General features: G+C 69.8%; 10 protein-coding genes. 6 read left to right on the forward strand and 4 right to left on the reverse strand.

Going from position 1 to position 9,568, the window contains the following annotated elements; translation table 11 throughout:
- Nucleotides 1-38: 38 nt before the first annotated feature.
- Together VED21_RS16950 and VED21_RS16955 are read left to right on the forward strand one after the other, a co-directional pair.
- Complete coding sequence (locus VED21_RS16950; protein WP_324884080.1) at nucleotides 39-2,240, forward strand: penicillin-binding protein 1A; 2,202 nt, start codon at nucleotides 39-41, stop codon at nucleotides 2,238-2,240.
- A 27-nt stretch (nucleotides 2,241-2,267) separates the two neighbouring features.
- Nucleotides 2,268-2,648 (forward strand): cyclic nucleotide-binding domain-containing protein, encoded by a 381-nt coding sequence (locus tag VED21_RS16955; RefSeq protein ID WP_324884083.1) that lies wholly within the window; start codon nucleotides 2,268-2,270, stop codon nucleotides 2,646-2,648.
- Here VED21_RS16955 and VED21_RS16960 read toward each other — a convergent pair.
- Both VED21_RS16960 and VED21_RS16965 read right to left on the reverse strand, forming a co-directional pair.
- Nucleotides 2,645-3,865 (reverse strand): TIGR03862 family flavoprotein, encoded by a 1,221-nt coding sequence (locus tag VED21_RS16960; protein WP_324884085.1) that lies wholly within the window; start codon nucleotides 3,863-3,865, stop codon nucleotides 2,645-2,647. The genes VED21_RS16955 and VED21_RS16960 overlap by 4 nt on opposite strands.
- A 194-nt stretch (nucleotides 3,866-4,059) precedes the next feature.
- Nucleotides 4,060-4,464 (reverse strand): HEPN domain-containing protein, encoded by a 405-nt coding sequence (locus VED21_RS16965; RefSeq protein ID WP_324884086.1) that lies wholly within the window; start codon nucleotides 4,462-4,464, stop codon nucleotides 4,060-4,062.
- Between the two features lie 228 nt (nucleotides 4,465-4,692).
- Between VED21_RS16965 and VED21_RS16970 the strand changes: the two genes are divergently transcribed.
- Complete coding sequence (locus tag VED21_RS16970; RefSeq protein ID WP_324884088.1) at nucleotides 4,693-4,902, forward strand: hypothetical protein; 210 nt, start codon at nucleotides 4,693-4,695, stop codon at nucleotides 4,900-4,902.
- Between the two features lie 75 nt (nucleotides 4,903-4,977).
- Here VED21_RS16970 and VED21_RS16975 read toward each other — a convergent pair whose 3' ends face one another.
- Complete coding sequence (locus VED21_RS16975; RefSeq protein WP_324884090.1) at nucleotides 4,978-6,003, reverse strand: choloylglycine hydrolase family protein; 1,026 nt, start codon at nucleotides 6,001-6,003, stop codon at nucleotides 4,978-4,980.
- 390 nt (nucleotides 6,004-6,393) lie between these two features.
- Between VED21_RS16975 and VED21_RS16980 the strand changes: the two genes are divergently transcribed.
- The 3 genes from VED21_RS16980 to VED21_RS16990 all read left to right on the forward strand — a co-directional run bounded on the left by VED21_RS16980 (nucleotide 6,394) and on the right by VED21_RS16990 (nucleotide 8,713).
- On the forward strand, nucleotides 6,394-6,642 hold the full coding sequence (locus tag VED21_RS16980; protein WP_324884092.1) for a hypothetical protein: 249 nt from the start codon (nucleotides 6,394-6,396) through the stop codon (nucleotides 6,640-6,642).
- A gap of 101 nt (nucleotides 6,643-6,743) precedes the next feature.
- Nucleotides 6,744-8,333: a sensor histidine kinase gene (locus tag VED21_RS16985; RefSeq protein ID WP_324884094.1), complete on the forward strand. Its 1,590-nt coding sequence runs from the start codon at nucleotides 6,744-6,746 to the stop codon at nucleotides 8,331-8,333.
- Nucleotides 8,330-8,713 (forward strand): response regulator, encoded by a 384-nt coding sequence (locus VED21_RS16990; protein WP_324884096.1) that lies wholly within the window; start codon nucleotides 8,330-8,332, stop codon nucleotides 8,711-8,713. The genes VED21_RS16985 and VED21_RS16990 overlap by 4 nt, the downstream gene beginning before the upstream one ends.
- An 81-nt stretch (nucleotides 8,714-8,794) precedes the next feature.
- On the opposite strand, the gene groEL is transcribed toward VED21_RS16990, so the two are convergent.
- Nucleotides 8,795-9,568, reverse strand: a 774-nt coding sequence (gene groEL, locus VED21_RS16995; RefSeq protein WP_324884098.1) for a chaperonin GroEL, incomplete at its 5' end; no start/stop codon positions are given.

A 9,568-nucleotide genomic window follows, 5' to 3' on the forward strand; every position in this document is an offset into this window, starting at 1 on the left:
CGGGCCCGATCGGTTAAAGAAAAGGCTGTGGCGGCATCGTGACGTCGAACCGACCGGATGAACTCTTCGCGGGTCTGCGGCCGATCCAGTCGCACGAGGAGGAGCGCAAGCCCCGCCTGCGCTTCAAGCGGCCGGCGCTGAAGCTGAAACTGAAGCCCAAGGCGGCGAAGCCCGAGCGCCCGCGTTACGAGCCCCCGCCGGAGCCTCCCGCCCCACCTCCGCCCCCGCGTCCCCGCCCTGCCCCGCGCCGGCCGGCCCCGACGCCGCGCAAGTCGCGCGGCATCCTGCGGACGCTGGCCACCTGGGCCTTCGTGGCGGCGATCTGGGTGGGCATCGCCGGCGGCATGGTGCTGGCCTACTTCGCCTACGACCTGCCGGACGTTTCGAAGGCGGCCCAGTTCGAGCGGCGCCCGGCCGTCATCGTGCTGGCGGCCGACGGCAGCGAGTTCGCCCGCTTCGGCGACCTGCACGGCACCGTGCTGGACACCAAACAGCTGCCCGCCCACCTGATCAACGCCGTGCTGGCGACCGAAGACCGGCGCTTCTATTACCATTTCGGCGTCGATCCCATCGGCTTGGCGCGCGCCGTCTACGTCAACTGGCGGTCGGGGCGCACGGTGCAGGGCGGCTCCACCATCACCCAGCAGCTCGCCAAGAACCTGTTCCTGACGCCCGAGCGGTCGCTGAAGCGCAAGATCCAGGAGGCGATGCTGGCGCTGTGGCTGGAGCGGCGCTTCAGCAAGGACCAGATCCTCACCGCCTACCTGAACCGCGTGTACCTGGGGGCCGGCACCTTCGGCGTCGACGCCGCCGCGCGCACCTACTTCGGCAAGCCGGCCACGCAGGTAACCCTGCGCGAAGCGGCGATCATCGCCGGCCTCCTGAAGGCGCCGTCGCGCTACGCCCCCACCTCCAACCCGGACGAGGCGGCGGAGCGCGCCAAGGTGGTGCTGGGCGCCATGGAGGACGCCGGCTTCATCACGCGCGACGAGCTGCAGGCGACGCTGAACACCCCGCCCGCCCCGCGCGCCAAGCCGGGCGGCGACGGCCGCTACTTCGCCGACTGGGTGACCGATCTGGTGCCGGGCTTCATCGGCCGCGACTACGGCGATGTCATCGTCCGGACCACGCTGGACCTTAAGCTGCAGCGCGCCGCCGAGCAGCACCTGACGGCGGCGCTGAGCGGCCCCGGCGCGCAGGCCAACGTCAGCCAGGGCGCCCTGGTCGCCATGACGGCGGATGGCGCGGTGCGGGCGCTGGTCGGCGGGCGGGACTACGACGCCAGCGAGTTCAACCGCGCCGTCCAGGCGCGCCGGCAGCCGGGATCGTCCTTCAAGCCGTTCGTCTTCCTGTCGGCGCTGGAGAGCGGCTATTCCCCCGACACGCCGATGGACGACAGCCCCGTGCGCATCGGCAACTGGAGCCCGCACAACTACGAGAACAAGTACCGCGGCTCGATCACGCTGGCGCAGGCGCTGGCGCATTCCTCCAACGCCGTCACCGTGCGGCTGATGGAGCGGCTGGGCGTCGACCGGGTGCGGCGCGCGGCGGCCGAACTGGGCATCGGCTCCACCCTGGGGCGCGACCTGTCTCTGGCGCTGGGCACCAGCGAGGTGACGCTGCTGGAACTGACCAGCGGCTATGCCGGCATCGCCAACCGCGGCGTGCCCGTCTGGCCCTACGCCATCACCGAGATCCGCGACCGCGCGGGCAACGTGCTGTACCGCCGCCAGGGCGGCGGGGCGGCGCCGGCCGTGGACCCGCAGCACGCCGCCCAACTGACCCGCATGATGACCGGCGTGGTCGAGTACGGCACCGGCAAGTCGGCCAAGCTGGACCGTCCGGTGGCGGCCAAGACCGGCACCACGCAGGAGTACCGCGACGCCTGGTTTGTTGGCTTCACCGCCGACCTGGTGGCGGGCGTGTGGCTGGGCAACGACAACAACGACGAGATGAAGCGCATCACCGGCGGCAGCCTGCCGGCCAAGGTGTGGCGCGACTTCATGGTGGAGGCCCACCAGGGCAAGCCGCCGCGCCCCCTGCCCGGCCTGGACGGCGTGGCCGGCCCGGCCTACGTGGCGGCCGCGCCCGGCCCCGGTGCCGGCGCTGGTGCGGCACCGAAGGCGGTGGCGTCCGGACCCGGCGGCGGAAGCGGGGCCATCGGCGGGCTGATCGATCGGCTGTTTGGCGGCGGCGCCCCGGTGCGTTACGATTCCGGCGCGCCGACGCACAGCCGCTGACGGCGCGCCAGACCGGAAGCGCCGCCCATGCCGTCCAACCAGCCGCCCCCCGTCGATCCGAAGACCTTCGCCGCGCGCTTCTTCGAGGAGGGGCGGTTCATCTTCCGCGAGGGCGACCCGCCGTCCTGCGCCTACATCGTCGAGTCGGGCCGGATCGAGATCTACCGCGGCCAGGGGGCGCACCGGCGCCTGCTGGGCACCATCCAGCCGGGCGGCATCTTCGGCGAGATGGCGCTGATCGACAACGAGCCCCGCATGGCCGACGCGGTGGCCGCCACCGACAGCGTGTGCAAGGTCATCTCGCCCGACCTGTTCCGCGACAAGCTGGGCAAGGCCGACCCGTTCGTCCGCGCCCTGCTGCGCATCCTGGTCCGCAACGTCCGCTCCATGGCGGAGATGCAGGACTAGGAAGCGGCCAGCCGCGCCAGCACGCCGTCGGCGGCGCGCACGGCGGTGGCGAAGCAGCCCTGCAGCAGGTAGCCGCCGGTCGGCGCCTCCCAATCCAGCATCTCGCCGGCCACGAAGACGCCGGGCAGGTTCCTGAGCATCAGCGCCTCGTCCACCGCGTCGAAGCGGACGCCGCCGGCGGTGGAGATGGCGCGCTCCAGCCCGCAGACGCCGACCACCGGCATGGAGAGGCCCTTGATGGCGCGGGCGAGGCCGGCGGCGTCGTTCAGGTCGTCCTTGGACGCGAACTCGCGCAGCAGGGCGTAGCGCACGCCGGTAAGGTTGACGGTCTTCTTCAGGAAGGTGGACAGCGACTGCGCCCCGCGGCCGGACAGGCGCTTGCGCAGCACCGATTCGTCCGTGTCCGGCATGAGGTCGAGGCCGAGCGGCGCCCAGCCGTCACGCTCCACCATGTCGCGCAGGGGGGCGCTGAGGGCGTAGACGGCGCCGCCCTCGATGCCGGTGGCGGTCACCACGAACTCCCCCTTCACGCGGCGGCCGGCGACGGTCAGCGCCACGCTCTTGACCGGCTGGCCCTCGTTGCGCTCCCGGAAATGGTCGCTCCACGGCACCTCGAAGCCCATGTTGGAGGGGCGCAGCGGGGCAAGGTCCACACCGCGCGCCACCAGCAGGTCCGTCCAGGCACCATCGGAGCCCGTGCGCGGCCAGCTCGCCCCGCCCAGCGCCAGCACCACGGCGCGGGCCTGAACGGTCGTTTCGGTGCCGGCCGCGTCGGTGAAGCGCAGCGCCCCGTCCTCGCTCCAGCCCTGCCAGCGGTGGCGGGTGTGCAGGACGACGCCCAGCCCCTCCAGCCGCCGGAGCCACGCGCGGACCAGCGTGGAGGCCTTCATCTGCACGGGGAACACGCGCCCGCTGGTGCCGACGAAGGTCTCCACCCCCAACCCGGCCGCCCAGGCGCGCAGGTCGTCGGGCGTGAAGCCGGCCAGCGCGGCGCGGAAGACCGCCTCCCGCTCGCCATAGCGGGTGACGAAGCGCTCCAGCGGTTCGGAATGGGTGAGGTTCAGCCCGCCACGCCCGGCCAGCAGCAGCTTGCGCGCCGGGGTGGGCATACGGTCGAAGACGCGCACCGTGTGGCCGGCGGCGGCGATCCGCTCCGCCGCCATCAGCCCGGCCGGCCCGGCGCCGACCACGGCGACGTCACAGGCGAGCGCGGTCATCGGCGGTCCCCCCGGCAGCCCCGAATGTTACCGGATGCAACCGGATGCAACACATTTCCGGTAGGTGTTTCATTCGGGGGCAAGCTGCAGGACGGTGAAGACAAGGGCGCGCTCCGAGGGGCAAATCGAGGATCGTTTTCCTAGCACGAACGCGGCCGGTGGCGCAACGGCCAGGCCGGCCCCTACGCCGCCGCCTACGCCGCCATGGCCCCGGCGAAGTGGGCGTGCAGGCGCCGCGCGGCGGCGATGGCGCCGTCGGCCTGGGCGCGGGTGGTCAGCTCGTAAGGGGCGATACCGTTGTAGGTGCACTGGCCGCTGAGCACCGCCAGCGCCTGCATCAGCGTGCGGGCGTCGTCGGTGAGGTCCTCGTCCACCGCGACGCCGGCCTCCTGCCGGGCGCGGTCGAGGAGCAGCAGCAGGTTCTGGATGCCCAGCACCCGGCCGCCGTGCGCCAGCAGCACCGCCTTGATGGCCTTCTCGGCCGCCTGCGCGGCGGCGAGGCAGGCCCAGTCGTGCGTGCCGGCGGCCAGCGCCGCGTGCGCGTGCTCCAGATCGTGCGCGGACTGCCGCAGCCACGCGGCCACCGGCGTTTCGGCCATGGCGGATCTCCCCTTTGTCGGACGACAGGGCACCGCCGCCAGCGCCCTTTGTCAAGGGGGCAGCGCCCCTGGCCGCGCGGCCTATACCCCGGAAGAGGTAATCACCAAATATTCGCAAGAGGTAATCACCTATCGACCTATGCCCAAAAGGCGATCTTAACACCTCGTTAACTGGCCGGATGGCTCAATAGGCTCAACGGAACACACGCAAACCAGGAGATCTCGATTATGAAGGCGCCCTTCCTCTCCAGCGATGTCTTCGCCGCCACCCAGGTTCACCTGAGCGTTCTGGACGAATTCATCGCGGTGGTGCAGAAGAAGCTGGACGAGACGCCGAATCCCTTCGCCCGCGACAGCCTTAAGGATCTGCTGGGCAGCCTGACGGAGCAGCGCGACAGCTACATCGCCTACGCCGAACCGGCCGCCGCCGCGGCCTGACGCCGGTCCCTCCCCCTCGCTTCGGACCGACCAGGGGCGCCCCCGCCGGGGCGCCCTTCGTCGTTTTCGGAACTCTCAGACCGGCACGACGTCGGCGGTGATGTCCACGGCCGGCGGCAGGGCCGGCAGCGACTGCTTCAGCAGCGTCGTCGTGGCGAAGGGGATCTTGCCCAGGTCGATCCGCATCGGCGTCAGGTTGCCGTAGGTGCGGATGTAGTAGACGCGGTTGGTCAGGTCACGCACGACGATCCATTCGGTGCTGTCCTGCGACCCGGCGATGGGATGCAGGATGGCGCGGCTGCGGCTGGTGCCCAGCGGGATGTCCACCGTGTTCAGGATGTGGAAGGCCAGGGTGACGCCGTCCGCGGCGTTGGCCGGCTGGTCGGCGAACTGCTTCATGTAGGTGACGCGGACGAAGCGCGACGGCGGCGTCGAATCGCCGGGAATGCCCATCAGGCCGGAGCCGAGCCCCGGCTGCGCGAAGGTCTGGCCGCCGATGGTCACCGGATCGGCGCCCCAGGGCGAGAGGCCGGTGTAGTTGCCGATGTTGGCCAGATGCCAGTCGAAGGTGGGCGCGTTGGTGCACACGCCGACCGGGTTGTCGTGCACGCGCTGGGCGCCGCCGACGAACTCCACCACGATGCTGGCGCCGCTGGCGTCGAAGATGGGGAAGTGCACGGTGGTCTCGCTTTCGAGGATCGGCCCCCACACCTGCACGCCGGGCAACGCCGCCTTCACCTCCGCCACCGTCGCGAAGTTGCCCAGCACCCAGTCGCAGAACCACATGACCAGCAGCGCCTTCGTCTTGTCGGTCACGGTCTGGTACTGCGTGCCCGGCAGGTTGAGCATGCCGACGGACAGCCCCTTCTCGTTGATGCCGTCGGTCAGCCAGTCCATGCCCAGGGCGTTGAGGCCGACGTAGCCGTAGGCCGTCGTCCAGGCGAGGCCGTCATGCTTCAGCAGGTCGAGGTCGGACGGCGACTGGATGCGCTGGTTGCGGCCGCGGACGACCACCTGCGATTCGAAGTTGGTGGCGTTCTCCATCGATCGCCCGACGATCTGCGAGCCGTCGGCGGCGGTGATGAGAAAATTCGTGCACATGGGCGCTCCCCCTGGTTTCCAGCCCCGCCGCAGCGGCGGGCGGGCCAAGGCTGGCAAAGGCAATCGAGCAGGATCAATTGCCGATTGCGCGGCGGAACCTGTGGTTCCGCCGGTGTATACATTGGCATGAGCGGTCGCTCGCCCTGATGCGCGTCGGGGAAGCGGAGTTTTTTGGAACACGAAGCAACAAAGGCCACGAAGACCACAAAGAAGCGCCGGCTTGGCGGCACGCCGGCGGCCGGGCCGACGCCTCTTCGTGATCTTCGTGCCCTTTGTTGCTTCGCGTTTCACCGCAGCCCGGCACGGCGGGCGCGTTCTGCGGGGCCATCGACACCACGTGCGCCACATCGTAGGCTGTCGCATAGACCATAAACGGATTATGGATTCTCCATGAGCGGCGTACCCGAGGTGTCCATGCGCGAACGGCTGGCGCGGTGGATCAAGACGACGGCCCCGGCCGTCGCGTCCGGCGCCGCAGCGCCGGAGGAGGTGCTGGACGCACTGATCGACGTGATGCTGTCCGCCCCCGCCGATTCGCTGATCGTCGACGCCGGCCGCGCCGAACTGCCGTCACGCAGCGCGGCGGAAGCTCAGGCCGTGTTCGCGGCGATGCTGGAGGCGATCAAGGTGGGGGCGTGAGGGCGCGGGACCGAAGAGACCAACCCCACCAAACGCGATCCGGGATCGAAACGGAGGTGTGATCCGGCGGTTATCGTCGCCGACGGCTTGCTGGGGCGGTGATGAACGCGAACGCGAAGCACGGGCAACTCGGCACCTTCGGGGGCGAAAGCGCAACGCCGCTCGCCCGACGGACCATCGGCTTCCTATGCGGCGTCTATATCCTGGCCACGCTCGCCATCCTGCCGTTCGCCGACGAGCCCGGCCCGGTCATTCCGGCCGCCACCACGACGTTCGGGGCCGGCGTGCTGATCGCCGATCTCTGCACGGGTTTTCTGCTGCTTGCCCAGTTCCGGGCGGTTCCCTCGCCGTCGCTCCTCCTGCTGGCCGCCGCCTACGTCTACAGCGCGGCCATGGCGCTCCTGCACATCCTCACCTTCCCGGGCGCTTGGATCGCGAACGCGCCGCTGGTCGGTACCCCGCAATCCGTCGGGTGGCTCTTCATCTTCTGGATTCTCGGGTTTCCGGCCCTGGCCCTCGCGGCGGTCGTCGCCGAGGCGCGGTCCGGAGAGCGCCGCGTGGCCGCCGGGCGTGTCGGTCGCGCCATCGCCGTGACCATGTTGGGCACGCTGGCACTCGTCACCGTGCTCACGCTGAGCGCCACGACCGGGCAAGGCTGGCTGCCGCAGGAACTCCAGGGCAATGTCTTCGCGACGTGGGGCAACGCGGCCCAGTGGACGTCCGTTGCCCTGTCCATGGCCGCTTTCCTTCTGCTCCTGCTGGTCACGCGGGGGCGGAACGTGCTTTACGGCTGGCTGGGGCTGGCGCTGGTCGCCTTTGCGGCGTTCAACGCACTGGCGGTCGCGGGCGGCGCCCGGTACACGATCGGGTGGGATTTGAGCCGGGTCAGCGGTTTCGTCTCCGCCAGCCTGCTGCTCATCTTTTTCCTGGGCCAGTTCGCCCGGCTGCACCGCTCGCTGGCAAGCGCGCTGGCCCGGCTGCGTCACGCCAACGAAACCCTCGAACGGCGTGTGGCCGAACGTACCGCCGAACTCGAAGCATCCAACCAGCGGCTGCGCAAGGCGCTCGACGAACGCGGCCTGCTGCTGCGCGAGGTGTATCACCGCGTGAAGAACAACCTCCAGGTCATCGACGGCATCATCGCCATACAGGCGTCCGAGCTGGGCACGACACCGCCGGAGGAGCTTCTGGACGATCTGCGCCACCGCATAAACGCCCTTGGCCTGGTCCACCAGCAACTGATGACCTCGGACGATCTGGCGACCTTCGACATCCGTCCCTTCCTGGACGAGCTAAAAAGCAACCTATCAACCGCGAACGACAGCGAACGGCAAGGCATCGTGCTCTCCGTGGAGGCCGACGCCCTGAGGGCGGACCTGGATTTCGCCATTCCGCTTGGCCTGCTGGTGACGGAACTGGTGCAGAACGCGTTGAAGCACGCCTTCCGGAACGGCCGCGGCGGCATGGTTCGGATCGGTCTGCGGCGGTGCCCGGACGACACGGTGCTGCTGACGGTGTCCGACAACGGCGAAGGTCACGACGGCGGCCTTGGAACCCTGCGCCGCGATGGCGGGTTGGGTCAGAGCATCGTGGAAGCCCTGGTCCTTCAACTGGAGGGGGAAATGATCACGTCCAACGGCGCCGGCACCGACATCGCAGTCCGCATGCCCCGGCCCGGAGCCGCAGCATGATGGATGGCGGCACCTGTGTGCTGGTCGTCGACGACGAACAACTGATCGCGTTGGGCTTGGCCGTGACCTTGCGGGACATGGGCTTGCAGGTCTGCGGAACGGCCGCCACGGCGGCGAAGGCCATCGAGCTCGCGCAGACGCACCGCCCTTCCCTCGTGTTGATGGATGTGCGCTTGAAAGGGCCGGCGGACGGCGTGGAGGCCGCCATGGAAATCCACCGGCTCTTCGGCACGCCGGTCATCTTCATCACCGGGTCGCGGGAGCCGGAAACCGTGGAACGCATCCGGCAGGATCATCCGGCAGGGGTTCTGTTCAAGCCCATCCTGCCGGTAAACCTGAGGGCGGAGATCGAAAAGGTGCTGAGCCGACAGGCCGGCTGACCTTCAAGGCGAAGGCAAAACAGAAAAGGGCGCCTCCCTGCGGAGGCGCCCTTCCCGGTAACGTGCGGGGATGACGTGGGCTTAGAAGCCCATGTCGTCCATGCCGCCCATGCCGCCGCCCGGCATGGCCGGAGCAGCCTTCTTCTCCGGCTTCTCGGCGACCATCGCCTCGGTGGTGATCAGCAGGCCGGCCACCGAAGCGGCGTCCTGGAGGGCGGTGCGGACCACCTTCACCGGGTCGATGATGCCGGCCTTCACCAGATCGGTGAACTCGCCCTTCTGGGCGTCGTAGCCGAAGTTGGTGTCGGCCTGGTCGAGCAGCTTGCCGACCACGATCGAGCCGTCGGTGCCCGCGTTGTAGGCGATCTGACGGACCGGGGCCTGGAGGGCGCGGCGGACGATGTCGATGCCGACGCGCTGCTCGTCGTTGAGCGGCTTCAGGGCGTCCAGGGCGCGGGTGGCGTACAGCAGCGCGGTGCCGCCGCCGGCGACGATGCCCTCTTCCACCGCGGCGCGGGTGGCGTGCATGGCGTCGTCAACGCGGTCCTTGCGCTCCTTCACCTCGACCTCGGTCGCACCGCCGACGCGCAGGACGGCGACGCCGCCGGCCAGCTTCGCCAGACGCTCCTGGAGCTTCTCGCGGTCGTAGTCGGAGGTGGTCTCCTCGATCTGGGCGCGGATCTGGGCGGTGCGGCCCTCGATGTCGGCCTTGTCGCCGGCGCCGTCGACGATCGTGGTGTTCTCCTTGGTGATCTGGACGCGCTTGGCGGTGCCGAGCATGTCGATCGTCACGTTCTCGAGCTTGATGCCGAGATCCTCGGAGATCACCTGACCGCCGGTCAGGATGGCGATGTC

This window comes from Azospirillum sp. (genome assembly GCF_035627195.1).
In the GTDB taxonomy this organism is placed as follows: domain Bacteria; phylum Pseudomonadota; class Alphaproteobacteria; order Azospirillales; family Azospirillaceae; genus Azospirillum.